Raw genomic sequence first — 23,192 nt, forward strand, 5'->3', positions numbered from 1 at the left:
AGGGGTTGGGAAAGGGTTGGAGAAAGGGCGTGATTGTCGGGGATGCGTGAGGGCGGTTGCGTCTGTTCCGCTCAGCGCCCCCCGAAGGGGCTTTTCGCCAAGCGCTTGCGCTTGGCGTTCTCCACGGGCCGGGGGGCAAAGTTCCGCCGCTGAGCCATCAGCGCCTCGCCATCGATGAATTCAGCCAGTCGATCGATGTCGCCCTGGGACACGCCCGCTTGCGCGAAATGGCTTTGCCACGTGTCCACCACGGCGATGACGCTCATGACCTCTTGCGCGGCCTCTGCAGGCTGCAAGCCAAAAGCCTCGCAGGCGGACATGGCGTTGTCCAAGCTGGAATCCCTGCCTTGTTCGCCGCAAATGAACTCCTGGTAGCCCTGGCCGGAATTGGTGGGCAGCACGTCATAGGCCGGTGCCAGCTTCAACCGACCGTTGCGGTGCGGGTGGACCACCAGCAGGGCGTGGTTTTTTTCGTGGTCGTCGGTGTTGTCCATCAGGATGTTGAACACCATGCGCCGGAACAGCTCGCGGGCGTCACGCAGGTTCGCGCCGTCGTCCGCCACGCCGATTCGGCGAAGGATGCGGGCCAAATCAGGGTAGCCCATTTGGGGCTCCTCTCCCGCCGTGGTGGCGGCTCGGATGGCCGTGCCCGCGGACATGCAGTGGATGCGCTGACCGTTGACGCGATCGAACCGCCGAATGGCCACGGCGTTGAACCCCTCCAAAGGAATGACCCGGGTCTGGGCGACCGTGATGCCCGCTTTCTCCGCCAGGGTCAGGGTGGCGTGCTCCACCAGGGGGGAATCAACGGGTTCGTTGTTGAAAAACTTGATGACCCACTGCTCACCGTTGATCTGGATGAGCGCCTTGGGTTTGGCTCCGCCCAGCGGGCTGCCGCCCCCGGCGATGATGCGGGCCTCCAGGGCCGTGAGCGGTTCCGAGGCCTCGATCTTTCCCACCACCTCGCTCAGGTGCTGGGCGTCTTCCAGCCGAGGCAACGGCCCCCCAGCGCGTGGGCTGTAGGTGTCGGGTGACGTGGAAACCCCCAGGGCTCCGAAGCGGTCGTCTCCGGCGTAATACAGGTACTCCATCAGCGACAGCCGTTGGGGCTTGTCCACGAAGCGGATGACTTTTTCGCCCCAGCGGTCGGGGCGGGCATCGTTCACGGCGCCCACGGCGCGTGGCCCGTCGCCCGCCAGTCGCCCGGGGGGCAGGAATTCGGCATCGGTCAACGGCAGGTCTTCGCTCAGCGCAAAGCCCGATGCCAACCAGTCCGCCCCATACCGCAGCGACACCCCCTTGCCCGCGGCCACCAACTTCAATGCGCCCACATACCGGGGTGTGTGAGGATTGGCCAGGTACCACAGGTACAGGTCGTCCAAGCGCATGTCAGCCCACCTTCGGGTCGGTTTGGGTTGGGGTTTGGGCGCTCAGCCTGGCCTGGGCCGAGGCCCGGGCGCGGGACCGGCCCAATGCCACGGCCTCACGCACGTTCATTTCAATGGCCCCCTGGTCATGTTCCGGGGCGGCCAGGGTGCCCAACATGCCATCTCGCTGGATGAGCCACAACGCGGTGGCCACGATGCCGATGCCCACCCCCGGGTCACCGGCTTCCAGCCGTTGCAAGGTGGGCACCGACACGCCCATGCGCTGCGCCCAAGTCTTGAGGGACTCTTTGCGGCGCAAGCGGGCCACGGCCAGGTCAGCGCCCAGTTTCTCGATGACGGCGGTGGTGGACGGGGGCAACTGCAGGAGGGCTTTGGCCGTTTTTGGCATAAGCATAGATTTTAGTTATTGAGCAATCTTTGTAAACATCTATATTTAAACCTGACGCCCCTTTTGGGGCCGCACAATGCCAACCAGCATGGCCGCCCCGAAAGACCCCTCACCGTCAGCCCAAGCGCCCGCCAAACCCCGGGCACCCAACGCCCAGCAGCTGGCCCTGCAGCGCCTGGGCCTGCGCACCGACTGGGACCTGGTGCTGCACCTGCCGCTGCGGCACGAGGACGAAACCCGCATCGAAGGCCTGGCCCACGCGCACGACGGCCAGACGCTTCAGTTCGAAGGCACGGTGACGCACAGCGAAGTCAGCCTGCGCCCGCGCCGCCAGTTGCGGGTGACGGTGCTGGACGCCGCCGATGGCCGCAGCAGCTGCGTGCTGCGCTTCATGCACTTCTACCCCCAGCACCAGAAAACCCTGGCCGTGGGCGAGCAGGTGCGCGTGCGCGGCGAGCTGCGCGTGGGTCTGTGGGGCCGCGAAATGGTGCACCCCACCTTCAAACCCGCCAGCGCCCCGCTGCCTCAGGGCCTCACGCCCGTGTACCCCAGCGGGGCCGGGCTGTCGCAGGCCTATTTGCGCAAGGCCGTGGCGGGTGCGCTGCAGCGGGCATTGGACGAGCGGCGTTGGCAGGACACCTTGACGCCAGAAATTGCAAGCCAAATTGGCCTCCAGCGCTTTTTTGACTTGCGCAAGGCGCTCCTTTTTTTGCACCATCCGTCGCCCGACAGCGCCGCCGTGCTGCAAGGCGACCGCGACCACCCGGCCTGGCAACGGCTGAAGCTGGAGGAGCTGCTGGCGCAGCAGCTCTCGCAACAGGTGGCCCGGCGCGAACGCGCCCGCAGCCGCGCCCCGGTGCTGGCCGGGGTGGCGGTTCAGGGGCACGATGCCCCCCTTGCCGACGCCTTGCTGGCCGCGCTGCCCTTTGGCCTGACCGGTGCCCAAACCCGGGTGAGCGCCGAAATTGCCGCCGACCTGGCCCGCCCCGTGCCCATGCACCGGCTGCTGCAGGGCGACGTGGGCGCGGGCAAGACCGTGGTGGCCGCGCTGGCCGCCTGCCGTTGCATGGACGCGGGCTGGCAGTGTGCCCTGATGGCCCCCGCCGAAATCCTGGCCCAGCAGCACTTTGCCAAGCTGGTGGGCTGGCTGGCCCCGCTGCTGGCCCAACGCGGACTGACCGTGGCCTGGCTGACCGGCAGCCAGAAAAAGAAGGCCCGCGAGGCCATGGCCGCCCAAGTGGCCAGCGGACAGGCCGGGCTGGTGGTGGGCACCCATGCCCTCATCCAGGACAGCGTGCAGTTCGCCCGGCTGGGCCTGGCCGTCATCGACGAGCAGCACCGCTTTGGCGTGGCCCAGCGCCTGGCCTTGCGCAGCAAGTTGGACGGCGCTGCACAAGCGGACGGTGCGCAGGAGCCCCACCTGCTGATGATGACCGCCACCCCCATCCCCCGCACCCTGGCCATGAGCCACCTGGCCGACCTGGACGTGTCCACGCTGGACGAGTTGCCGCCGGGGCGCACGCCCATCGTCACCCGGGTGGTGTCGGACGAGCGGCGCGAGGAGGTGGTGCAACGCATCGCCGCCCAGGTGGCGCAGGGGCGGCAGGTGTACTGGGTGTGCCCGCTGATTCAGGAATCGGAGGCCGCGCAGAACGCCTCTCAATCGCCATCCGCGTCAGACGACGGGCGCAAGCTGGCCGCGCAAGACCTGCGCAACGTCACCGACACCCATGCCGAGTTGTCCGACGCCCTGCCCGGCGTGGGCGTGGGGCTGTTGCACTCCCGCCTGCCCCCGACCGAGAAACAGGCGGTGATGGACGCGTTTGCCCGCGGCGAGCTGTCGGTGCTGGTCAGCACCACGGTGATCGAGGTGGGGGTGGACGTGCCCAACGCCAGCCTGATGGTCATTGACCATGCCGAACGCTTCGGCCTGAGCCAGCTGCACCAGCTGCGCGGGCGGGTGGGGCGGGGGGCTGCGGCGTCGGCCTGTGTGCTGCTGTACACCGCGCCGCTGTCGCCCACCGGGCGCGAGCGCCTCAAGGCCATGGCGCAGACCCACGACGGGTTCGAAATCGCCCGCATCGACCTGGCCTTGCGCGGGCCGGGGGAGTTTTTGGGGGCGCGTCAGTCGGGCGAGGCCATGCTGCGTTTTGCCGACCTGGCCACCGACGAAGACCTGCTGGAGCAGGCCCGCCACGCCGCGCCGCTGATGCTGGACCGCTACCCCGAAGCGGCCCAGGCCCACCTGCAGCGCTGGCTGGGGGCGCGGGCCGAATTCCTCAAGGCCTGAGAGGCTGGGCGGGGTCAGCGGCTGTATTCGCAGCGCTTGCGTTCGCCCGGGTTGGGGTCGCCAAACACGCCGATGTGGCAGTGCACGTCGCCCTGCACCTGGTTCATGTACACGTAGCGCCCGTCCGAGCCGAAGCGGACGGTGGCACCGCGGGGGGCGCGGCAGTACTGGTCCTCGTCGGCGCACATGCGCCAGTTGCCGTTGTCCATGGGGGCTGCGGGGCGGTTGTAGCCCCCGTTGTGGCCGCCGTTGTTCCGGCGACCGTTGTCATCGCGGACCTGGCACAGCTTGCGTTGCCCCGGGGCCGGGTCGCCGAAGTTGCGCACATGGCAGTCCACCCCGCCGCGGAAGGTGCGCACCGTGTACTGGTCCCCACTGCCAAAACGCACCTCGCGCGTGCCGCGGAAGTTGCAGTGTTCGTCTTCCATGGCGCAGGTTTGCCAACCGGCGTCTTCACGGGGACGGGTGGCCCAGCCGCCGTTGTTGTCCCAGCCTTCGCCGCGGCGGTCGGGGTCCTGGGCGCTGTGGCCCAGGCGGTATTCACAGCGCTTGGTTTCGCCGCGGGCCGGGTCGCCAAACACATGGTTGCTGCATGGGATGGGGCCGGTCACGTTGCGGTATTCGAAATCCTCGCCCGCGCCGTAGCGCACGGTGGCCTGGCCGTTGACGTTGCAGGTCTGGCCTTCCATGGCGCAGTACACCCAGCCGCTGGCGTGGGCCGCCCAAGGGGCCAACAGGCCGCTGGCCACGATCAACGCGCCGCCCGCACGGCGCAACACAGCGGGAATGGAAGAGGGGAGGAATCTCATGGTGTCAAGCTTCAACAACAACGATGGCGGCAGTGTAGGCCAGGGTCCGGTGGGGGGCGTGGGAAGGTGCCAGGGCAAATGGTGTCAGTCTGTTGCAGAGTGCACAATCCGCCCTCATTCGAGGTGAGCGATGACCCTGACCGAACTCAAATACATCGTGGCCGTGGCCCGCGAAAAACACTTTGGCAAGGCGGCGGAGGCCTGCCATGTGTCGCAGCCCACGCTGTCGGTGGCCATCAAGAAGCTGGAAGAGGAGCTGGAGCTCAAGATCTTCGAGCGCAACGCCAACGAGGTGACCGTGACCCCGCTGGGCGACGACATCGTGCGCCAGGCGCAGATGGTGCTGGAGCAGGCCGCCGCCATCAAGGAAATTGCCAAGCGCGGCAAGGACCCGCTGGCCGGGCCGCTCAAGCTGGGGGTGATCTACACCATCGGGCCCTACCTGCTGCCCGACCTGGTGCGCCAAGTCATTGCCCTCACCCCGCAGATGCCGCTGATGCTGCAGGAGAACTTCACCGTCAAGCTGCTGGAGCAGCTGCGGCTGGGCGAGATCGACTGCGCCATCCTGGCCGAGCCCTTCCCCGACACCAACCTGGCCATCGCCCCGCTGTACGACGAGCCCTTTGTGGCCGCCGTGCCGTCCAACCACCCGCTGGCCCAGCGCGACGCCATCACCGCCGAAGAGATCAAGCAGGAAACCATGCTGCTGCTGGGCAACGGCCACTGCTTTCGCGACCATGTGCTGGAGGTGTGCCCCGAGTTCGCCCGCTACGCCAGCCAGGCCGAGGGCATCCGCCGCAGCTTCGAAGGCTCGTCGCTGGAGACCATCAAACACATGGTGGCCGCGGGCATGGGCGTGACCCTGGTGCCCCGCCTGAGCGTGCCCACCGCGGCGCTGGCGCGGCCCGAAGGCGATGCCGCCGCCCCGCAGCGCCTGCCCGACACGGTGGAGTTCACCCACGTGCGCTACCTGCCCTTTGCGGGCGTGCCACCCACCCGCCGCGTGGTGCTGGCCTGGCGGCGCAGCTTCACCCGCTACGAAGCCATTGCCGCCTTGCGCAACGCCATCTACGCCTGCCAACTGCCGGGCGTGCAACGCCTGTCCTGACCCGCCCATGACCGCCCGTTTTCAGCTCTACCTCAACCTCATCCGCTGGGACCGTCCCGCCGGTTGGCTGCTGCTCTTGTGGCCCACCCTGGTGGCGCTGTGGGTGGCCGCCGGGGGCTGGCCGGGCTGGCATTTGCTGGCCGTGTTCGTGGCCGGCACGGTGCTGATGCGCAGCGCCGGGTGCTGCATCAACGACGTGGCCGACCGCGAGTTCGACCGCCACGTCAAACGCACCGCCCAGCGCCCGGTCACCTCGGGCGCGGTGTCGGTGAAGGAGGCGCTGACCGTGGGCGCCGTGCTGGCGCTGGTGGCCCTGGCCCTGGCCCTCACCACCAACGCCGCCACCGTGCTGTGGGCCCTGCCCGCCATGGGCGTGACGCTGGCCTACCCCTACGCCAAGCGCTGGGTGGCCATGCCGCAGGCGGTGCTGGGCGTGGCCTTCAGTTTCGGCATCCCCATGGCCTACACCGCGGTGCAGGCCGGGCCCGCCGGGCAGCTGTGGAGCGGCGGCGACTGGACCTGGGCGCAGGCCCTGGCCGCTTGGACCCACATCCCCTGGAACGCCTGGGTGCTGATGCTGGGCAACCTGTGCTGGGTGCTGGCCTACGACACCGAATACGCCATGGTGGACCGCGACGACGACCTGAAGATCGGCATGAAAACCTCGGCCATCACCCTGGGCCACTGGGACGTGGCGGCGGTCAGCGCGTTTTACGGACTCTTCATGCTTTTTTGGGCTCTGGCGCTTTCAAGCATTGCGCAAGGTGCTCTGTATTGGATAGCAACCGCCCTGGGCGTGGCCCAGGCCGTCTGGCACTTTCGGCTGATCCGCCACCGCGAGCGCGACGGCTGCTTCCGCGCCTTCCGCGCCAACCACTGGCTGGGCGCCACGCTGTTTGCCGGGGTGGTGCTGGCCTTGGCCTGAGCCTCATTGGTAGATCGTCTCACCTGCGCGCTGCTGAGTGCCCTGTTTGGGCTTCGGCGGTTTTGGCTTTGTGCTGGGCGCCATTTGGTGTTCGGTGCCTGCTTGAACGTGGTGCGGCCCATGGCGGGGGCAAGGGCGGCGGGGGGGGAGCCCTTATGATTTACCCATACCAACAGCATGGACTCGACGATGCCACTGTCTCGCGCAGATGGTGCAGGGTTCTCAACTCAGGGAGTATTTAAAGATGCCATTTCTCGGTCTCGGTTTGCATGTGCTTTTGGCACTTTTTTGTGCGGTTCATGCCGTCAGGTCGGGGCAGCCACTGTATTGGTTGGTCATTCTTTTTTCTTTTCCCCTGCTGGGCAGCCTCGTCTACTTCTTTGTCATCTATTTGCCAAACTCCCGTTTGGAGCGCGGGGCGATTCAGGCGGTGTCTGCAGCGGCAAAGGCTCTTGATCCAGGCAAGGACGTGCGGGTTGCGCAGGCAGATTTCGACGCCACCCCGACCGCTCACAACCAGATGAAGCTGGCGGCAGCTTTGCTGCATGCCGGGGCCGCAGAGGACGCTGCACAGCACTATGTTTCGGCGCTGAAAGGACCGTTTGCGTCCGATCCTGAAATCCGATTTGGCGCAGCCAAGTCTTTGGTGGAGTGCCAACGTTTTGCAGAGGCACTCATTCATCTGGAAGAGTTGATGCGTGTGGCCCCAAACTATCGGACGGATGCTGTCGCTTTGCTGCTGGCCAGGGCCTATGCGGGCCTGGGTCGGCGTGTTGAAGCGCAGGCAGAGTTCGAGCGAACGATTGAAGTTTTCGGAACTTTTGAAGCCCATGCGGAGTACGCCATATGGGCTCTTGCGATGGGAGACGCTGTTCTTGCGACGAGGCTGCAGGCCCAGATCGACCAGATCACCAGTCGATGGAGCAAGATGAACCGGGAATTGAATGACGCCCCATTGCGACGGTTGAAGGCGGCTCAGCAGCTGGCCACCAAGGGTTGATTCACCACGGCCGTTGAGAGGTTGCATCGTTCCGTGCACTCCCATGCCCTAACCATTGTGCGTTCGCCAAGCCCTCCCCGCGTGGTGGGGCGACGGGGCTGTGGGGTGCGGGCCTTCGCCGGTGGCGAGGCGCACAGACCGTGGGGCGGGTGCGCGACAGCGCACTTCCACATCTGACTTCGTCGCGGTTGTTTGAGCGGAACGCCCGCAAGGGCGTGCAGCGAGTTCCGCGACGACGCCCCACGGTCGAGCACCGCAGCGCAGTCCGCGCCAGCGGACCACCGGCGAGGCCCCACCCCACAGCCCCTTTGCCCCACCACGCCGCGAGCACCTTCAGCGCCACGCAGCCAGCTGCCCCTGAGGTCATCCAATTGCTGGCAACATCGCGGCACGTTCATTGCCAAAGCGTTTCCATGCTCTACAACCTGCTCAAGCTGAGCCATGTGCTGTCCATCCTGGTGTGGGTGGGCGGCATGGTGTTTGCCCATGTCTTCCTGCGCCCCGCTGCGGCGGAGCTGCCGCCGCCCGAGCGCCTGCGCCTGATGCGCGGCGTGTTGTCGCGGTTCTTCCGGGTGGTCTTGGTGCTGTCCAGCTGGACGGTGGTGTCCGGCCTGGTGCTGATTGCGCTGGCCCGCGGGGCGGCGGAGGGTTTCCGCATGCCCCTGTCGTGGACGGTGATGGCCACGCTGGGCCTGGTGATGTGGGCCATTTTTGGCCACATCCGCTTTGCCTTGTTCAAGCGGCTGGACCGGGCGGTGGCCGCTTCGGACTGGCCCGCGGGCGGTTTGGCCATGAACGCCATCCGCCAGTGGGTGGGCGTCAACCTCGTGCTGGGCCTGGCCGTGGTGGGTGTGACGCTGGTGCTGCGTTGACCAGCCCCAGCAACACCAGGTTCATGAACAGGTAGACCATGGTGCCCGAGTTGTGGGCGAACATGACCTGGGTCAGCCCGAAGCCCATGTAGCCCACCACCAGCGTGAGGCCGGTGAGGGCGGCCCGGTTGGCCCACGGGGGGCGTTGTGTCGGATCGGTCTGACGCCAGCGCCGCAAGGCCTGGGCGTACAGCGTGGCGGGAACGCCGTACATCAGCACCACCAGGGCCAGCACGCCCGGCAGGCCCCGTTTGGCCCACATGTCCAGCAACTCGTTGTGGGCGTGTTTGAATTCGTTGAGCACGGCAGGGGCTTCGCCCCGCGCCACGCGGGCGGCTTTTTCCACCTGGTAGCCGTCTTCGGTCCAGCCGGTCCAGGGGCGTTCGCTGCCCAGTTGCCAGGCCAGCTTCCAGTGGGCCAGGCGCTGGCCCACCGAGGTGTTGCTGACCCCGGTGGTCTGGTGCTGCACGGTTTCGTCCCAGGCGCGTTGGGCGCGCACGGACAGCACGTCCCACTGGGTGAGCAGCAGCAGAGCCGCCCCCAAGGCCACCACGGTGGGCGACAGTTGCATGCGCCCGGCCTGCCGCGGCAGGGTGTGCGCCCGCGGCGGGTGGTCCAGCACCATCACCATCAGCCACAACACGGGGGCCATGAGCCAGCCACCACGGGCTTCAGACAGGATGGAGGCATATCCCCCCGCCAGGGCCCCCACCCAGCCCAGCACGTGGGGCCAGCCGGTGTCGTGGCGGGTCCACAGCCAGCACCACAGACCCAGCAGCAGCGCCAGGTCGCCAAACAGGATGGCGTTGGTGTGTCCCCAGGCGCGGTCCATGCCCAGCACGTGGAGCTGAAACGCCGCCACGGCGGCGGCGGCGCAGGCGCCCAGCACGGTGCCGTGGCGAAAGGCCTGCGCCTGAGGGGCACCCAGCGACCAGCCCACGGGCAAGGCCAAGAGCACCAGCAGGAACTTGGCCGGTCGGTCCAGGATGTTGACGCGGAAGGGTTCGGCCCACACCGCGTCCAGTGCCCACATCAGGCCCATGGCCACCAGGGTGCCGCCCCACACCCACCACACGCGGCGGTTGGGGGCGGGGGGCAGGCGTGTCCAGTGCAGCAGCCCCCACAGGCACAGCAGCAGGCCCGCCCACGAGTAGCCCGATGGCACGGAGAGCGACAGCGCGGGCAGGGCGAACACCGCCAGCGTCAGCCCGTGCTGACGCCAGGGGCTGGCCGCGACGGTGGGGCCGGGGATGGCGGTGGAGGTCATGGGCCGTGTGTTCATCGGCTCACCGGTTGATTCAGGTGTTCGCGGTCCACGTCCAGCGCCACGTAGCGGAAGAACGATTCCAGCGCCACGAACAGGCAGTGCAGGAACCCGGCGCGTCCGCACAGGATGCCGCCGTGCACGATGTACATGCGAAAGAAGTTGGCCAGCCCGCTGGCCGTGCCCCGCAGCAGGCCGCCTTTGCGGTCGGTGCCCGCGCGTTTGACCGCCCCCAGCTGGGCGTATTGCGCCAGCTTCACCAGGCTTTGGTGCACGGTGCGGCGCGAGTGGTGCTCCAGCGGGTGGGGCAGCAGGTGGCGTGGGGTGTCGGGGTGGTGCAGCACCGGGCCTTCGTGCACCACGCCTTCGTAGCGGATGAGTTCGCGGCGCGGAAACAGCCGGGGCTGGCCGCGCCCGGCCCGCATGTGGGTGAGCGGCTGGCCAAAGGCGATCTGCAGCCACTTCAGGGCGTACACGCAGGTGTCGTCCCGGGCCACGGCGGCCTGGATGTCGTGGGCCAGTTCCGGCGGAATGACCTCGTCGGCGTCGAGGAACAGCACCCAGTCGCCCCGGCTGAGGGCCAGCATGCGGTTGCGCTGCTCGGCAAAGCCTTGCCAGTCGGCGCTGGTGTGCACTTCGGCCCCGCATTGGCGCGCCAGGGACACGGTGTGGTCGGTGCTGCCGGAGTCCAGCACCAGCAGTTGGTCGGCAAAACGGGCGCTGCGCAGGCAGGCTTCGATCTGCGCGGCCTCGTTGAGCGTCATCACGGCGATGGTGAGTGTGGGCATGGCAGGGCGAATCAGGTCAGGAGGCTGGCGCGGGCGTGCCACATGCCCAGCCAACGCCCGGCGCTGCGGGCGATGAGGCGGGGTTGCAGCGTGAGCAGGCGCAGCGCGAGTTCGAGGCCCCCGGTCCACAGCCCCAGGGTGCGAACGCGGCGGGCTTCGCGCCCGTCGATGTGCAGGGCCATGAAGCGCACCTTGGAGCGGCTGTGGTGGTAGCCCCGTCGCCATTCCGAGGCCCAGGCCGAGACCACCGAGCGGCCCCGCACCGAACCCCGGTTGGCGTGGCGGGCGGTGGCTGCGGGCTCGATCAGCACCTGCTGGCGGGCCTTGAAGACGCGGGCACACAGGTCCTCGTCTTCGTAATAGAGGAAAAACCCCTCGTCAAACCGCCAGGGCGCCTGGGGGGCGATGGCCTGGGTGCGCAGCAGCCAGGCTGCGGCGCAGGCGTAGCCCACGCAGGCGGGGCCGGTGGCCCCGGGGCCGCGGGCGGCCCAGGTCCAGCGCGGCCAGCCGTAGTTGAGCTGGGGCTGCGGGCCGTGCTCCTGCAGCTGCGGGGCCACGATGGCCGCGGTGGGGTGGGCGTCGGCGGTGCGCACCAACTGGGCGGCCGATTCGGGCGACAGCGTGCAGTCGGGGTTGAGCAGCAGGGCGTAGGGGGTGGTCACCCCCTCCAGCCCGCGGTTGTTGGCGGCACCAAAGCCCAGGTTGGCAGGCAGGGCCAGCAGGCGGGCGGCGGGCATGCGCTGGCGCACCCGCTCCGGCGTGCCGTCGTCGCTGGCGTTGTCCACCACCACCACATGGGCAAAGCCCGCCAGGTGGCGGGCCATGTCGTCCACGCAATGGGCGCTGTGGTGGGTGACCACCACCACCGTCAGCCGTTGCAGCGGGTCGGTGGTGGGGGGGGCCTCGGTGCCGGGCTGGGTCAATGCGCGTGCCCCACCACTTCACCGGCCTTGAGCCTGTAGACCGTGCCGCAATAGGGGCACTTGGCTTCGCCATGGCGGGCCACGTCCAGGTAGACCTTGGGGTGGCTGTTCCACAGCTTCATGTCGGCCTTGGGGCTGGGGCAGAACACGCCGCCTTGGGCGTTGAGGTCGGCGGCGGCCAGTTCAACGACGGCTGCGGCGCGGGTCGTGGTGGGGGTCATGTGGGGGCTTTCGAGAAAAAAGGGGGACAGGGGCTCGGGCCGGGGTCAAACGGGGGTCAGACGGCGGTCAGCCAGTGGGCGTACTTGGGGTTGCGGCCATGCACGATGTCGAAGAAGGCCGCCTGGATGCGTTCGGTCACCGGGCCACGGCAACCGGCACCGATGTCGATGCGGTCCAGCTCGCGGATGGGCGTGACTTCGGCGGCGGTGCCGGTGAAGAAGGCTTCGTCGGCAATGTAGACCTCGTCGCGGGTGATGCGCTTTTGCACGACCTCCAGCCCCAGGTCCTTGGCGATGTGGAACACCGTGTTGCGGGTGATGCCGTTGAGGGCCCCGGCCGACAGGTCGGGGGTGTAGATCACGCCTTTTTTCACGATGAACAGGTTCTCGCCCGCGCCTTCCGACACAAAACCCGCGCTGTCGAGCAGCAGGGCCTCGTCGTAGCCCTCGTCGGTGGCCTCCATGTTGGCCAGGATGGAGTTGGTGTAGTTGCTCACCGCCTTGGCCTGCGTCATGGTGATGTTGACGTGGTGGCGGGTGTAGCTGCTGGTCTTGACGCGGATGCCGCGCTTCATGCCCTCTTCCCCCAGGTAGGCGCCCCAGGCCCAGGCCGCCACCATCAGGTGGATGGTGTTGCCCTTGGGCGAAACGCCCAGCTTTTGCGAGCCGATCCAGGTGAGGGGGCGCAGGTAGCCGCTGTCCAGCCCGTTGTCGCGCACCACGGCCTTTTGCGCTTCGTTCACTTCATCTTGCGTGAACGGGATCTTCATGCGCAGGATCTTGGCGCTGTTGAACAGGCGCTCGGTGTGCTCTTGCAGGCGGAAGATGGCGGTGCCGTGGTCCGTCTTGTAGGCCCGCACGCCCTCGAAGGCCCCACAGCCGTAGTGCAGGGTGTGGGTCAGCACGTGGATCTTGGCGTCGCGCCAATCGACCATCTGGCCGTCCATCCAGATCTTGCCGTCGCGGTCGGCCATGGAGGGGGGGAGTGCAGTCATGGGGTGGGTCGGGAAAGAGGGAAAACGGCGATTTTAGGTGCCGGGTGGGCGCTCCAGCGTCCAGTGCTGCAAGCGCCCGGCGGCAAAGGTGCAGGTCACGCTCACGCCGCCGTTGTCCGTCCAGCGGTACACCTCGGGCTCGGCCCCTTCGGCCGACAGCCGCTCGCCCAGGGCGCGGGTGAGGGCCAGCACATGCAGCAGGTTGACGCCGCGCTTGAGCTTGGCGTTGAGCATCACCGCGCTGCCCACCCAGCCCACGGGCTGGTCGGCGGCGCGTTGGAGCACCGTGGTCATGCGCGTGAAATGCAGCAGCCCCCACATGAGCACCCCGCCGCCCACCAGCGCCACCCCCGCCCAGCCCTGCGACTGCCAGGCCAGCACGATCAACACGGCCAGCCCCAGCGGAATGGCCCAACGTCGAAATTGAAAATTGCTCATGAAATTGGCCTGTATCGCTTTTGAATAAAGCGTAAGCAGCTATGAAATTTGATTTTTTGTGTCAGCCCATGGCGCCGGTGCGAAGCGCCGTGGCCCAATCAGCCCGCCCCCGCTGTTCAGCCAATTGGGCCATGGGTTCAACGTCGTAGGGCACACACCGAAGGTCCACTTGCCAACCCACTGGGGTTTGCTGCGCCAATGCGTAACGGGCGTGGGGGCTGCCCGCTTCAATGCGGTGAACAAACGGGTGGTTGTCGTCGTAAGCGGGCAGGCCCACGCTGCCCGGATTCACCACCGTGATGGCCCCGGCCTTTTGGCTGGTTTTGAGGGTCACCACGCGTTGCACATGGGTGTGACCGCACACGATCAGGCTGGCGCGGTCCGTGTGGAGACCTTGTCCCAGCCGGCTCCGGACTTCGGATGGTGTGGCGGCTCGAACGCCCGGCGCGCCGTGCGCCTCGTGGTCGGGTGTGACGGTTTCCAGCCAGTACTGGAGGTCGCTGTGAGGGGTGCCATGGCACACAAAGACCTCCGGGGTCAGCCACAAAGTCGCGGGGGCACTGGCCAGCCACGCTCGGTGGGCATCGGAGATTTCGTTGGCCGCGCACGCATCGCTGGCCCCGAGTTGGTGGACGGGGGTGCTCAGCAGCTGACGCTCATGGTTGCCTGCAATCATGGGGATGCGGCGGGTCATCAGCATGTCGCCGGTGGCGGCGGCCATCAGTGGCCCCGACAGGCTGTCGCCTGCGTTGACGATCAGACTGACGCCTTGCGCGTCCACGTCGGCAAGCACCGCCTGCAAAGCGTGCAAGTTGCCATGGATGTCGGAAAGGATGGCAATGCGCAAGGGTGTCATGTCAGGTCCCGCAATTCCCGCACCAAGGCCATCGCGTCCTCGATGCGCTCCACCGGGTGGATGGTCAGGCCCTCAAAGTCCTTCAGTTGGCCCTTCTTGGGCGCATTGGCCTTGGGCACCACCGCCACGCTGAAGCCCAGCTTGGCGGCCTCCTTCAGCCGCTCCAGTCCGCGCGGGGCGGGGCGCACCTCACCGGCCAAGCCCACCTCGCCAAACGCCAGAAAGCCCTTGGGCAACGCCTTGCCGCGCAGGCTGCTGGTGATGGACAGCATCACCGCCAAATCAGCCGCCGGTTCGCTGATGCGCACGCCGCCCACGGCGTTGACAAACACGTCCTGGTCCATACACGCCACCCCGGCGTGGCGGTGCAGCACCGCCAGCAGCATGGCCAGCCGGTCGCGCTCCAGGCCCACGCTCAGGCGGCGCGGGCTGGGGCCGCCCGCGTCCACCAGCGCCTGAATTTCCACCAGCAGCGGGCGAGTGCCCTCCAGCGTGACCAGCACGCAACTGCCCGGCACCGGCTCGGCGTGCTGGCTCAAAAAAATGGCGCTGGGGTTGGTCACGCCCTTCAGGCCACGCTCGGTCATGGCGAACACGCCAATCTCGTTCACCGCGCCAAAGCGGTTCTTGATGGCGCGAATCAGCCGGAAGCTGCTGTGCGTGTCGCCCTCGAAATACAGCACCGTGTCCACCATGTGCTCCAGCACCCGCGGGCCGGCCAGCGCGCCTTCCTTGGTGACGTGGCCCACCAGCACCATGGTCACCCCCGTGGCCTTGGCCGTGCGCGTGAGCTGGGCCGCGCACTCGCGCACCTGCGCCACCGAGCCGGGGGCCGAGGTGAGCTGCTCGCTGTACACCGTCTGGATGGAGTCGATCACACACACCGCCGGTTGCTCGGCTTGCAGCGTGGCCAGAATCTTTTCCACCGAAATCTCGGCCAGCACCCGCACCCGGCTGCCCTCCAGCCCCAGGCGGCGCGAACGCAGCGCCACCTGGGCGCCAGATTCTTCCCCCGTGACGTAAAGGGTTTTGACGCCCAGGCTCAACTGGTGCAGCGCCTGCAACAGCAGCGTGCTTTTGCCAATGCCGGGGTCACCGCCAATCAGCACCACGCCGCCTTCCACCATGCCGCCGCCCAGCACGCGGTCCAGCTCATCCAGGCCGGTGGGCTGGCGCTCGAAATCAGCGGCGTCAATGTCGGCCAGCGTGGCCACCGGCTGTGCCGCGGCCAGCCCGGCAAAGCGGTTCTTGCTGGCGCTGGAGGGCGCTTCGGCCACCGACTCGATGAGCGTGTTCCATGCACCGCAATGCGGGCATTTGCCCAGCCACTTGGGGCTGGTGCCACCGCACTCGGTGCAGGTGTAGAGGGTCTTGTCCTTGGCCATGGGCCGACTATAAGTGGCACGCCCCCTCGCATAATCGGCGGCACTGCCGATCCAGGAGAGTCCGTCATGCCCCCCGTCGCAAGCCCACCCCTTGCTGTACCGCCCTCCCACATGCTGGCGCAGCGGCCGCAGGCGCGTGCCTTCAAGATCGAAGACTTGATGCAGGAAATTCGCCAGGGACGCCTGCGCATTCCGTCGTTCCAGCGCCGTTTGGCGTGGGACCGAACCGATGCCCGCATGCTGGTGGACAGCCTGTACCGCGGCTACCCCGTCGGCACCCTGTTGTTGTGGGAGGCCGAGGCCCCCGCGGGCCGGTGGGAGTGGGGGGCCTTGCAACTGATGTCCAACGCCCGCACCGATGCACTGTGGGTGGTGGATGGGCAGCAGCGTTTGGTGTCCTTGGCACGCATCTTGTTGGCCGCGGACGATGCGGGTGATGACTTCGAGTTGTACTTTGATTTGGACCAGGCCACCTTGGTGTTTCCCGCCGCGGTCGGGCAGGAAGACCCGGCGCGCTGGTTGCCCCTGAACCGTCTGCTGGACTCAGAGCGCTTGTTCGAATGGCTGTACGAGCACGAGCCCAGCACCGACCGCCGCGCCCGTGCGTTGCAACTGGGCAAAAACATCCGCGAGTACGACATCCCGGCCTACATCGTCCGCAGTGACGACGAAGGAACCTTGCAGGAAATCTTCGGGCGGCTGAACTCTCGCGGCAAGCAACTCACCGCCGCCGAGGTGTTTGATGCCTTGCACGGCACGCGCAACGGTCGGCAAACCGGCACCTCCCTGCAACACCTGGCGCAGGTGCTGGCCCAGAAGCGGGATTTCGGGCCGGTGGATGAAGACGTTCTGCTTCGGCTGCTGCGCGTGCTGCACGGGGCCGATGTGATCCAGGGTGCGCGGTCCGATCCGCTGCGCCTGGACGAGCCGCAGGCCACCGCCCTGTTTGCGCGGGCCGAAGAAGCCGCGCTGAGGGCGATTGACTTTCTGCGCAACGACGCGGGCATTGCCCACTTTCAACTCATGCCCTACCGCTTGCCCCTGGTCACCTTGGGCAAGTTCTTTGACCTGTACCCGCAACCCTTGGCGCGGTCGCGGGAGTTGCTGGCCCGCTGGCTGTGGCGAGGGGCCCTGAGCGGACTGCACCGGGGCGACTCGGTGACCGCGCGGACGGCGCTGGACCAGGTGCAGCCCGGGGACGAGGAAGGGTCGGTGCAGCGCATGCTGGCCATGGTGGGGCACCCCGCCGTGGCGCTTCCCTCGGTGCAGGACCGGTTCCATTTCCGGTACGCCATCAGCAAGATGCAGGCCTTGGCTTTGCTGGAACTGAACCCGCGCGACCTGGCCACCGGGCAGCCCCTGGCGTTTGGAAGGGTGTTGGATGAAGACATGGCCCATGACAACGTGCCCTTTGTGCCCGTGGTGTCGTCCAACCGGGTTCGGGGGGGACTTCAGCCGTCGGTGGTCAATCGGCTGGCCCACCCCAACCGTCCGGGCGGCTTGAAGCGCTTGCTGCTGAAGGCGGATGAAACGACCTTGGCGTCGCACGCCATTTCCACGGACGCGAAGATGGCGCTTCTGGCCGACAACATGCAAGGCTTTCTGGAGGAACGGAGCAAGGTGTTGCAGCCCCACATCAACGCGGTGTTGGCCCGCCATGCCCGTTGGGACGCGCCGGATCGGCCCTCCATCCAGTCGTTGTGGGTGGACGACGAAGAGGCGCTGGCATGAGTCGCATCGTTCGCCAGCTTCGTGTGGCGTTGCACGACGTGCCCGTGGGCACGTTGACGCTGGACGACCGTGGCGGCACGGGCTTCAGCCTGCTGGACACCTACCGCCACATGCACCCCCGCCCGGTGCTGGGGCAGCAGTTTGAAGACGACGACGGACGCAAACCCCGCTATGCACGCAACCGGCTGCCCAGCTGGTTTTCCAACCTGTTGCCCGAGGGCGGACTGCGCCAGTTGATGGAGCGCCACCACGGCAGCCAGGAGTTTGAACTGCTGGCCCGCTCGGGGGGCGATTTGCCGGGGGCCGTGCGCGTGTGGGAACTGGCGTTGGACGGTTCAGAGGCACTGGCCGCCGATGTGCAGGCTGAGCCCGCGCCGCCAGATTCCGCCGAGGGCGACGTGTGGCACTTTTCGCTGGCGGGTGAGCAGCTGAAGTTCTCCGCCACCTCCTCAGACCGGGGGATGACCATTCCCGTGGCTGGCCTGGGGGGCGATTGGATCTTGAAGCTCCCCCACCCGCGCTACCCCAAGGTGCCCGAAAACGAATTCGCCACCATGCAATGGGCGCGCGCCAGCGGCCTGGAGGTGCCCGACATCCGGTTGGTGGATTTGTCAGAAGTCACCGGCCTGCCCGCCAAACCTTGGCCGCCCTCGGAGACGGTGGCGTTTGCCATCCGCCGCTTTGACCGCCAGCCCTCCGGTGGCCGCGTGCACATGGAAGACTTTGCGCAGGTGCTGGGCCTCTACCCCGGCCAGAAGTACGACAAGTGCAACTGCGAAACCCTGGTCAACATGGTGTGGGTGATGACGGGCCAAGAGGGCTTGCGGGAGATGGTCCGCCGTCTGGTGTTCATGCTGGCCAGTGGCAATGGCGATGCCCACCTGAAGAACTGGTCCCTGCTGTACCCCTCGGGCGTGCACGCTCGGTTGTCGCCCGCCTATGACCTGGTGTCCACCATCCAGTACCACGATGACCGGCTGGCGCTGAATTTCGGCAAGTCCAAGCAATGGGCCGACGTTCGCATGGACACCTTCCGACGGCTGGCCCTGCGCATTGGTGTGGACGACGTGTTGCTGACCCACTGGGTGCAAGAAGCCGTGAGCGTCACCCGCCACGCGTGGAGCACCCAGGCCACCGACTTCGGGTTTGACGCGGACGCACAAAGCCGGTTGACGCGACACATGGCGCAAGTGCCTGTGCTGTCTGCCGCTTGACTCGCAGCCGGAGTCTTGGGGTGAGTCATCCACAGCACATGAAGGCGCATGCGGGCCAGTTGTTGGTTCCTGACGCGCCGGACACCCCCTCCCCCGCCGCCAAGGCCTACCAGTTCCAACTGGCGCGCATTGCCAAGCTCAAAAGCCAGATGGCCGAGATGGACGCGCTGGCCACCGCCCACCGCCAGGCGCTGGTGCAGCAGGTGTTTCCGCTGGACCAGCAACGCCTGGCGCTGATGAAAGACCTGGTGCTGTGGCTGGACCCGCGCCTGCCCCAGGCCGACGACCTCAGCGCCCCCCAGCGCCAGGCCGGCCAGCGGGTGCTGGTGCAGCTGGCGCGGGAGTTGGTGCAGCGCGGCCACGCCGACATGGCGGCGGTGCACGACCGCCACAGCCCCCGCACCCTGGCCCAGCTGGAGCAAGACCGCGTGCAGGCCGCCCGGCAGCAGCTGGAGGCCTGGCTGGGCGAACCCCTGCTGCCCGGGCAGGCCACTCCCAGCTGGCACGAGCTGATGCACGCCGCCCGCGCCCGCCTGCAACAGGCCAACGACGACAAGGCCGCCCGCACCGCCGAACGCCAGAGCCAGCGCGAGGCCAAACGCGATGCCAAAAAGGAAGCCAAAAGGGACGCCAAACGCCAAGCCACGCGGGACGCCCAGGGCCACACCTCGCCCCCGGCGCCCGCAGCGCTCCCGCTGTTGGCCAGCCTGCAAGACGACGCCCACGCCAGCCTGCGCAGCCTGTACCGCCAGCTGGCCAGCGCCCTGCACCCCGACCGTGAGCCCGACCCCGACGCCCGCCAGCGCAAGACCGCGCTGATGAGCGAGGCCAACGCCGCCTACGCCCGCAAGGACTACCTGGCGCTGCAAGACCTGCAACGCCGCGCCGCGCTGGACGGGGCCGACGCCCAGGCCCCCCTGCCTGACGACAAGTGCCAGGCCCTCACCCTGCTGCTCAAAGCCCAGGTGGCCGACCTGGAGCGCGAACGCGCCCGCACCCAGCAAAGCCTGCTGCAGGAGTTCGAGGTGCCGCAGGGGCAGGGGCTCAACGCTGAAACCCTTCAGGCGCAACGGGACGGCCACAGGGCGCGGCTGAAGGCCGAGATCGACCGCCTTCAGGCCGAACGCGAGGCGCTGGCGCGGCCCGGTGGGCTCAAGCGCCTCACGCGCTGGCCGGGGCCTGGTAACGCCGCTTGATTTCCGCCACCTCCACCGTGTAACCGCTGTACCAGCGTTCGCGGCCCAGCTGCTGGGCCATCAGGTGGTCGGCCTGCTGTTTCCAGGCGCGGATGCTGGCCTCGTCCGGCCAGTACGACAGCGCCACCTCCTGGCTGCCTTCGGTCACGGCGACAAAGTCCAGGCAGCCAAACTCTTGCAGCGCCATCTGCCGCAAGCGGGCGGCGGTGGCGCTGTATTCGGGGTCCAGGGCGCGGGCCGTGGCCCGGAAGATCACAACGTACATGGCGGCAGGTGGAGTTCAAAAAAACGGGTGTCGGGCGCGGCGTTGTCGTAGTAGGGCGGGGTTTCGGTGAACCCCATGCGGCGGTACAGCGCCTGGGCGTGGGTGGTGGGGGCCACGGCGTCCAGGATCAGGTGGTCCACCGCCAGCGTGGGGGCCAGTTCCATCAGCCGCCGCAGCATGGCCTCGCCCAAGCCCAGGCCCCGGTGGGCGGGGCGCACGTACACCCGCTTGAGTTCGGCGGTGTGGCCATGGTGCACCAGCAGGCCAGCGCAACCGGCCAGTTCGGTGCCCACATGCGCCAACACAAACAGGCCCGACGGCGGGCTGAACAGCGTTTCAAACTGCGGCAGTTCCTTCTCCAGGCCGCGCCCGCACAGGTCCACGTTCAGCCAGGTCAGGTACTCGCGGATCAGGTCCAGCAGCGGGGCGGTGTCGGCCGGGTAGGCGGCCAGGCGGAGGGTGAAGGCGTTCATGTGGGGGGCAGGGTGTCCCAATGGTCGTGCCGCTCGCGCCGTTCGGCGCGGTAGTTGGCCACTTCCAGGCGCAGGCCATCGGGGTCGGTGAAGAAGGTGGCGCAGTAGTCGGGGGCGTACTCGGGGTACAGGCGGGCGTCGGTGGCGGCAATGCCTGCGGCCTGAAGGGCGCGGGCGGTGTCGGCCACGTCGCTGGCGCTGTTCACCCGCAGGCACAGGTGGTGCAGGCCGGGGGAATACGGGTTGTGCGGCTGCTGCGGCGTGTCGGGCCGAGCCGGGCGCAGCACGATGCCGTGGTGCCGGTTGTAGAACTGCACATGCGGGTCGCCCGCCAGCGTGAAGCGGTTGCTGCGGTAGCCCAGCACGCCTTGCAGCACCGCGGTGTAGAACGCCTCGGCGCGGGCCAGGTCGCTGACGGTGAGGTAGATGTGGTCGATGCCGATCACTTCAGGCATGGGCGCTCCGGGGTGGGCAGTGATGTAATGCCCCCATTCTGCCGTTGACGGTTTTGACCCATGGAACAGCTGCTGCTTCACGCCATTGGCGACTACATTACCCAGACCGAGTGGATGGCCCGCCGCAAGCTCCAGCACCTGGGCGCGGCGCTGGTGCATGCCACGGTGTACGCCTTGCCCTTCTGGCTGCTGTCGCCCTCGTGGGCGGCGTGGCTCACCATTTGGGGCACGCATGCGGTGATCGACCGCTACAGCCTGGCCCGCCACCTCACGTTTGCCAAGAACTGGCTCACCCAGCCCAGCCTGAAATGGGCCGACTGCCAAACCACCGGCTATCCACCGACGGTGGAGCCGTGGAAGGCGTTCTGGCTCAAGGTCATCACCGACAACGTGATGCACCTCAGCATCAACTACGCCGCGCTGCGCTGGCTCTGATGCGCCGCCGCTGACGCTGCTCACGCCCCTGTCGTCCCTGTTTCCGCCCGCCGCACCAGCCGCAAGGCCAGCGGCTCTTGCGGGCGCAGCGTCACGTTCAGCGTGGGGGTGCAGGCGGGCGCGGGCTGCGGCAGCGCTGGGGTGAAACGCTGCAACAGCATGGCCCCCAGCAGGGTGATTTCCAGCATCGCAAAGTGCTGGCCAATGCACACCCGTGGGCCGGTGCCAAAGGGCATCCACGCGCCACGGGGCATGGCCTCGGCCTCTGCCGCGTCCACAAAACGCTGGGGACGAAAAGCGTCGGGCAACACAAACCAGCGCGGGTCGCGGTGGATCACCCAGGGCGTGATGCGCAGCATGGCCCCCGCGGGCACCGTCCACCGGCCCAGTTGAATGGGGGCGGTGGTGCGCCGGTTCATCAGCGCGGCAATGGGCGGGTACAGGCGCAGCGCCTCCTTCAGCGTGGCGGTCAGCCAGGGCAGGGCGGGCAGGTCTTCAGCGGTGGGCGTGCGGCCTTGCAGCACCTGGTCCACCTCGGCCTGGGCGCGTTGCGTGGCCTCGGGGTGGCGGGCCATCAGCCAGGTCCACCACAGCAGGGTGGTGGCCGAGGTTTCGTGCCCCGCCTGGAAGCTGACCATGCACTGGTCAAACACCTCCTGGGTCGACAGGGCCTGCCCCGTGTCCTCGTCGCGCAGCGCCAGCAGGCGGGCCAGCAGGTCGTCGCCCGCGGCATCGGTGTGGGCGCCGGGCTGGGCGTCAGGCTGGGGGTGTCTGGCGGCAATGTGGCGCTCGATCAAGCCCCGCAAATCCGCCATGGCCCGGCGCTTGGCCCGGAAGTGCGGCAGCGGCAGCCAGCGGGCCAGCCACGGCGGCACGCCCACGGGCCAGAACATCTCGGCATAGGCCACCGCCGACAGGGTCTGGGTGGCGCGGGCCGCCAGCGCCGCATCGGCCTGGGCCGACACGCCGAACAGCGTGTGCAGGATCACGTCCATGGCCACGCCGGTCCACAGCGCGTCCACGGGCACCAGGGCCTCGGGCTGGCCGGGGGGCACGGCGGCGTCGAGCGCGGTGCGGGCGGCGTTGGTCATCAGCGTGGCGTAACCGGCCACGCGCTTGGGCGTGAAGGCGGGCATCAGCATGCGGCGCTGGCGCTGCCACAGCGCCCCTTCGGTGATGAGCACGCTCTGGCCGAACGCCTCGGCAAACACCTCAATGCCGCGCTCCCAGCGGATGAGGTGGTCCGCGTGGTTCACCAGCGCCTCGCGCGCCAGCTCGGGCGACATCAGGTCCCACACCTGCTCGTGGCCCAGTTGCATCACGGCAAGGTCGCCATGCTCGCGGTGCATGCGCTCCACAAAGCCCAGGTAGTCGCGACGCATTTGGCGCAGGAGGGGCAGGCCCCAGAACTTGCTTCTTGGGCCGGGGGGGAGGGGTGCTGTGTTCATGCGGGCATGGTGCTGATTGGCAGGTTTTGTGTCTTGAACGTTTTCGACACCTTGTGGGTTGCGGGGGTTGGGCGCTGGGCCGGGGCCGTGGGGCCTGGGGACCCGGTGGGGCTTGATGGCTGGCCCCTTCGGGGTGCCCTCCCGAAATGACTGCCCCCACGCTCCCTGCGGTCGCTGCCCCCCAAGGAGGCGTTCACCGCCTTGGGAGCGGCCCTGCGGCGGTTCAGGCCATGGGGCCGGTGCGGCGGAACTCGCTGCGTTTTGCCCTTGGGCAAAACTCCGCTCAAACAGCCGCCGCAAGTCAGAGGTGGAAGCGGGCTGCGCC

Annotated in this window: 24 protein-coding genes; 9 read left to right on the forward strand and 15 right to left on the reverse strand. The window is 67.9% G+C overall.

The window, feature by feature from the left end; genetic code table 11:
- Positions 1-71: 71 nt before the first annotated feature.
- Both ACYVB7_RS15370 and ACYVB7_RS15375 read right to left on the reverse strand, forming a co-directional pair.
- On the reverse strand, positions 72-1,388 hold the full coding sequence (locus tag ACYVB7_RS15370) for a type II toxin-antitoxin system HipA family toxin (protein ID WP_460509278.1): 1,317 nt from the start codon (positions 1,386-1,388) through the stop codon (positions 72-74).
- A gap of 1 nt (position 1,389) precedes the next feature.
- Positions 1,390-1,782, reverse strand: a complete 393-nt coding sequence (locus ACYVB7_RS15375) for an XRE family transcriptional regulator (RefSeq protein ID WP_460509279.1) — start codon at positions 1,780-1,782, stop codon at positions 1,390-1,392.
- An 82-nt stretch (positions 1,783-1,864) separates the two neighbouring features.
- Between ACYVB7_RS15375 and recG the strand changes: the two genes are divergently transcribed.
- Complete coding sequence (gene recG / locus ACYVB7_RS15380; RefSeq protein WP_460509280.1) at positions 1,865-4,066, forward strand: ATP-dependent DNA helicase RecG; 2,202 nt, start codon at positions 1,865-1,867, stop codon at positions 4,064-4,066.
- 14 nt (positions 4,067-4,080) lie between these two features.
- Here the strand turns inward: recG and ACYVB7_RS15385 are convergent, their stop codons facing one another.
- A complete protein-coding gene (locus ACYVB7_RS15385) occupies positions 4,081-4,875 on the reverse strand; it encodes a hypothetical protein (RefSeq protein ID WP_460509281.1) in 795 nt (264 codons plus the stop codon).
- Between the two features lie 130 nt (positions 4,876-5,005).
- Here ACYVB7_RS15385 and ACYVB7_RS15390 point away from each other — a divergent pair, with 130 nt between their 5' ends.
- The 4 genes from ACYVB7_RS15390 (at position 5,006) to ACYVB7_RS15405 (ending at position 8,780) form a co-directional block, all read left to right on the forward strand.
- A complete protein-coding gene (locus ACYVB7_RS15390; protein WP_460509282.1) occupies positions 5,006-5,983 on the forward strand; it encodes a hydrogen peroxide-inducible genes activator in 978 nt (325 codons plus the stop codon).
- Between the two features lie 7 nt (positions 5,984-5,990).
- The gene (locus ACYVB7_RS15395; RefSeq protein WP_460509284.1) at positions 5,991-6,908 is read left to right on the forward strand and encodes a 4-hydroxybenzoate octaprenyltransferase; all 918 of its coding nucleotides are present in this window, start codon (positions 5,991-5,993) and stop codon (positions 6,906-6,908) included.
- 208 nt (positions 6,909-7,116) lie between these two features.
- Positions 7,117-7,908 (forward strand): hypothetical protein, encoded by a 792-nt coding sequence (locus tag ACYVB7_RS15400; protein ID WP_460509285.1) that lies wholly within the window; start codon positions 7,117-7,119, stop codon positions 7,906-7,908.
- A gap of 413 nt (positions 7,909-8,321) precedes the next feature.
- Positions 8,322-8,780: a CopD family protein gene (locus ACYVB7_RS15405; protein ID WP_460509286.1), complete on the forward strand. Its 459-nt coding sequence runs from the start codon at positions 8,322-8,324 to the stop codon at positions 8,778-8,780.
- On the opposite strand, the gene ACYVB7_RS15410 is transcribed toward ACYVB7_RS15405, so the two are convergent.
- The 8 genes from ACYVB7_RS15410 to radA form a co-directional block, all read right to left on the reverse strand.
- Entirely contained in the window at positions 8,728-10,062 is a 1,335-nt protein-coding gene (locus tag ACYVB7_RS15410; protein WP_460509287.1) for an O-antigen ligase family protein, read from the reverse strand. The two genes, ACYVB7_RS15405 and ACYVB7_RS15410, sit on opposite strands and share 53 nt — an antisense overlap.
- Positions 10,059-10,832 carry a glycosyltransferase family 2 protein gene (locus ACYVB7_RS15415; RefSeq protein ID WP_460509288.1) on the reverse strand — a complete coding sequence of 258 codons (774 nt, stop codon included), beginning with the start codon at positions 10,830-10,832 and terminating at the stop codon, positions 10,059-10,061. The genes ACYVB7_RS15410 and ACYVB7_RS15415 overlap by 4 nt, the downstream gene beginning before the upstream one ends.
- A gap of 11 nt (positions 10,833-10,843) precedes the next feature.
- Complete coding sequence (locus ACYVB7_RS15420; RefSeq protein ID WP_460509289.1) at positions 10,844-11,755, reverse strand: glycosyltransferase family 2 protein; 912 nt, start codon at positions 11,753-11,755, stop codon at positions 10,844-10,846.
- Positions 11,752-11,976: a zinc-finger domain-containing protein gene (locus tag ACYVB7_RS15425; RefSeq protein WP_460509291.1), complete on the reverse strand. Its 225-nt coding sequence runs from the start codon at positions 11,974-11,976 to the stop codon at positions 11,752-11,754. Before ACYVB7_RS15425 ends, ACYVB7_RS15420 begins: the two co-directional genes overlap by 4 nt.
- 56 nt (positions 11,977-12,032) lie before the next feature.
- Positions 12,033-12,971 (reverse strand): branched-chain amino acid aminotransferase, encoded by a 939-nt coding sequence (locus tag ACYVB7_RS15430; protein WP_460509292.1) that lies wholly within the window; start codon positions 12,969-12,971, stop codon positions 12,033-12,035.
- Between the two features lie 33 nt (positions 12,972-13,004).
- Positions 13,005-13,409, reverse strand: coding sequence for a glycerate kinase (locus ACYVB7_RS15435; protein WP_460509293.1), 405 nt, complete (start codon positions 13,407-13,409; stop codon positions 13,005-13,007).
- Between the two features lie 61 nt (positions 13,410-13,470).
- Positions 13,471-14,256, reverse strand: coding sequence for a metallophosphoesterase family protein (locus ACYVB7_RS15440; protein ID WP_460509329.1), 786 nt, complete (start codon positions 14,254-14,256; stop codon positions 13,471-13,473).
- A gap of 5 nt (positions 14,257-14,261) precedes the next feature.
- Positions 14,262-15,650, reverse strand: a complete 1,389-nt coding sequence (gene radA / locus ACYVB7_RS15445) for a DNA repair protein RadA (RefSeq protein ID WP_460509294.1) — start codon at positions 15,648-15,650, stop codon at positions 14,262-14,264.
- A gap of 66 nt (positions 15,651-15,716) precedes the next feature.
- Between radA and ACYVB7_RS15450 the strand changes: the two genes are divergently transcribed.
- From ACYVB7_RS15450 to ACYVB7_RS15460, 3 genes are read left to right on the forward strand one after another with little or no spacing between them, the layout of a single operon-like run.
- A complete protein-coding gene (locus tag ACYVB7_RS15450) occupies positions 15,717-17,381 on the forward strand; it encodes a GmrSD restriction endonuclease domain-containing protein (protein ID WP_460509296.1) in 1,665 nt (554 codons plus the stop codon).
- The gene (locus ACYVB7_RS15455) at positions 17,378-18,595 is read left to right on the forward strand and encodes a type II toxin-antitoxin system HipA family toxin (protein WP_460509297.1); all 1,218 of its coding nucleotides are present in this window, start codon (positions 17,378-17,380) and stop codon (positions 18,593-18,595) included. Before ACYVB7_RS15450 ends, ACYVB7_RS15455 begins: the two co-directional genes overlap by 4 nt.
- A 20-nt stretch (positions 18,596-18,615) precedes the next feature.
- Positions 18,616-19,791: a hypothetical protein gene (locus tag ACYVB7_RS15460; protein ID WP_460509299.1), complete on the forward strand. Its 1,176-nt coding sequence runs from the start codon at positions 18,616-18,618 to the stop codon at positions 19,789-19,791.
- On the opposite strand, the gene ACYVB7_RS15465 is transcribed toward ACYVB7_RS15460, so the two are convergent.
- Genes ACYVB7_RS15465 through ACYVB7_RS15475 form a run of 3 tightly spaced genes read right to left on the reverse strand, consistent with a single transcriptional unit; the run spans position 19,757 to position 20,984 of the window.
- Positions 19,757-20,056 carry an antibiotic biosynthesis monooxygenase family protein gene (locus ACYVB7_RS15465; protein WP_460509300.1) on the reverse strand — a complete coding sequence of 100 codons (300 nt, stop codon included), beginning with the start codon at positions 20,054-20,056 and terminating at the stop codon, positions 19,757-19,759. The two genes, ACYVB7_RS15460 and ACYVB7_RS15465, sit on opposite strands and share 35 nt — an antisense overlap.
- Complete coding sequence (locus ACYVB7_RS15470; RefSeq protein ID WP_460509301.1) at positions 20,044-20,529, reverse strand: GNAT family N-acetyltransferase; 486 nt, start codon at positions 20,527-20,529, stop codon at positions 20,044-20,046. The genes ACYVB7_RS15465 and ACYVB7_RS15470 overlap by 13 nt, the downstream gene beginning before the upstream one ends.
- A complete protein-coding gene (locus tag ACYVB7_RS15475; RefSeq protein WP_460509302.1) occupies positions 20,526-20,984 on the reverse strand; it encodes a VOC family protein in 459 nt (152 codons plus the stop codon). Before ACYVB7_RS15475 ends, ACYVB7_RS15470 begins: the two co-directional genes overlap by 4 nt.
- 60 nt (positions 20,985-21,044) lie before the next feature.
- Between ACYVB7_RS15475 and ACYVB7_RS15480 the strand changes: the two genes are divergently transcribed.
- Positions 21,045-21,419 (forward strand): DUF3307 domain-containing protein, encoded by a 375-nt coding sequence (locus ACYVB7_RS15480; protein ID WP_460509304.1) that lies wholly within the window; start codon positions 21,045-21,047, stop codon positions 21,417-21,419.
- 20 nt (positions 21,420-21,439) lie between these two features.
- Here the strand turns inward: ACYVB7_RS15480 and ACYVB7_RS15485 are convergent, their stop codons facing one another.
- The gene (locus ACYVB7_RS15485; protein ID WP_460509305.1) at positions 21,440-22,867 is read right to left on the reverse strand and encodes a cytochrome P450; all 1,428 of its coding nucleotides are present in this window, start codon (positions 22,865-22,867) and stop codon (positions 21,440-21,442) included.
- Between the last annotated feature and the right edge of the window lie 325 nt (positions 22,868-23,192).

The organism is Hydrogenophaga soli, from assembly GCF_054777695.1.

Excerpts from the sequence above, each read along its gene's own strand:
- ACYVB7_RS15370 (WP_460509278.1), bottom strand. The coding sequence starts at position 1,388 with ATGCGCTTGGACGACCTGTACCTGTGGTACCTGGCCAATCCTCACACA.
- ACYVB7_RS15375 (WP_460509279.1), bottom strand. The coding sequence starts at position 1,782 with ATGCTTATGCCAAAAACGGCCAAAGCCCTCCTGCAGTTGCCCCCGTCC.
- recG (WP_460509280.1), top strand. The coding sequence starts at position 1,865 with ATGGCCGCCCCGAAAGACCCCTCACCGTCAGCCCAAGCGCCCGCCAAA.
- ACYVB7_RS15385 (WP_460509281.1), bottom strand. The coding sequence starts at position 4,875 with ATGAGATTCCTCCCCTCTTCCATTCCCGCTGTGTTGCGCCGTGCGGGC.
- ACYVB7_RS15390 (WP_460509282.1), top strand. The coding sequence starts at position 5,006 with ATGACCCTGACCGAACTCAAATACATCGTGGCCGTGGCCCGCGAAAAA.
- ACYVB7_RS15395 (WP_460509284.1), top strand. The coding sequence starts at position 5,991 with ATGACCGCCCGTTTTCAGCTCTACCTCAACCTCATCCGCTGGGACCGT.
- ACYVB7_RS15400 (WP_460509285.1), top strand. The coding sequence starts at position 7,117 with ATGGTGCAGGGTTCTCAACTCAGGGAGTATTTAAAGATGCCATTTCTC.
- ACYVB7_RS15405 (WP_460509286.1), top strand. The coding sequence starts at position 8,322 with ATGCTCTACAACCTGCTCAAGCTGAGCCATGTGCTGTCCATCCTGGTG.
- ACYVB7_RS15410 (WP_460509287.1), bottom strand. The coding sequence starts at position 10,062 with ATGAACACACGGCCCATGACCTCCACCGCCATCCCCGGCCCCACCGTC.
- ACYVB7_RS15415 (WP_460509288.1), bottom strand. The coding sequence starts at position 10,832 with ATGCCCACACTCACCATCGCCGTGATGACGCTCAACGAGGCCGCGCAG.
- ACYVB7_RS15425 (WP_460509291.1), bottom strand. The coding sequence starts at position 11,976 with ATGACCCCCACCACGACCCGCGCCGCAGCCGTCGTTGAACTGGCCGCC.
- ACYVB7_RS15430 (WP_460509292.1), bottom strand. The coding sequence starts at position 12,971 with ATGACTGCACTCCCCCCCTCCATGGCCGACCGCGACGGCAAGATCTGG.
- ACYVB7_RS15435 (WP_460509293.1), bottom strand. The coding sequence starts at position 13,409 with ATGAGCAATTTTCAATTTCGACGTTGGGCCATTCCGCTGGGGCTGGCC.
- radA (WP_460509294.1), bottom strand. The coding sequence starts at position 15,650 with ATGGCCAAGGACAAGACCCTCTACACCTGCACCGAGTGCGGTGGCACC.
- ACYVB7_RS15450 (WP_460509296.1), top strand. The coding sequence starts at position 15,717 with ATGCCCCCCGTCGCAAGCCCACCCCTTGCTGTACCGCCCTCCCACATG.
- ACYVB7_RS15455 (WP_460509297.1), top strand. The coding sequence starts at position 17,378 with ATGAGTCGCATCGTTCGCCAGCTTCGTGTGGCGTTGCACGACGTGCCC.
- ACYVB7_RS15465 (WP_460509300.1), bottom strand. The coding sequence starts at position 20,056 with ATGTACGTTGTGATCTTCCGGGCCACGGCCCGCGCCCTGGACCCCGAA.
- ACYVB7_RS15470 (WP_460509301.1), bottom strand. The coding sequence starts at position 20,529 with ATGAACGCCTTCACCCTCCGCCTGGCCGCCTACCCGGCCGACACCGCC.
- ACYVB7_RS15475 (WP_460509302.1), bottom strand. The coding sequence starts at position 20,984 with ATGCCTGAAGTGATCGGCATCGACCACATCTACCTCACCGTCAGCGAC.
- ACYVB7_RS15480 (WP_460509304.1), top strand. The coding sequence starts at position 21,045 with ATGGAACAGCTGCTGCTTCACGCCATTGGCGACTACATTACCCAGACC.
- ACYVB7_RS15485 (WP_460509305.1), bottom strand. The coding sequence starts at position 22,867 with ATGAACACAGCACCCCTCCCCCCCGGCCCAAGAAGCAAGTTCTGGGGC.